Genomic DNA, 493 nt, shown 5'->3' on the forward strand with positions numbered 1-493 from the left:
CCGATCTCGACGGCCTTGGTGCCGACGTAGGGCGCGAAGCCCAGCAGGAAGTTGAGGACGCCGAGCGCGGCGACGCCGACGGTCAGGAAGAAGGGCAGGCCCTTGCCCGCGCCGGGCGTGCCGCCCGCGACAGGCGCTGCACCCGAACCGGCCGCGGGAGCGCCCGCGCCGAATCCGGATCCGGAGGAAGGCGTCGGCTGGGGCGCGTTGTATCCCGAGCCCCCGGTCGGGTAAGCCATGTCGTCGTCTCCTATCGAGTCGTTCACGAACCTCCACCGACGCTACTGCACGCAGCGGCCGGTGGCAGCATCTACCACCACCCGTGCCTCTACCGCAATAGCCGATTCAGCGGGGTACCCGACCGCTGTACCCGCCCCCGCCCGCGCCCAAACGCCCGGCGGACGCGGCATTGCTCACACCTCCGTGAATCACGAAGGCCCCCGGTCGGATTTGTCACGCGGCCGGCGGGGGGACCCCACACAAACGCGCGGGA

1 pseudogene is annotated in these 493 nt (G+C 71.2%); it reads right to left on the bottom strand.

Going from position 1 to position 493, the window contains the following annotated elements:
- Window positions 1-239, bottom strand: a pseudogene (locus tag ACIRS4_RS37785) (hypothetical protein); the annotation flags it as partial.
- Between the last annotated feature and the right edge of the window lie 254 nt (window positions 240-493).

Source organism: Streptomyces sp. NPDC101166, assembly GCF_044768125.1.
In the GTDB taxonomy this organism is placed as follows: domain Bacteria; phylum Actinomycetota; class Actinomycetes; order Streptomycetales; family Streptomycetaceae; genus Streptomyces.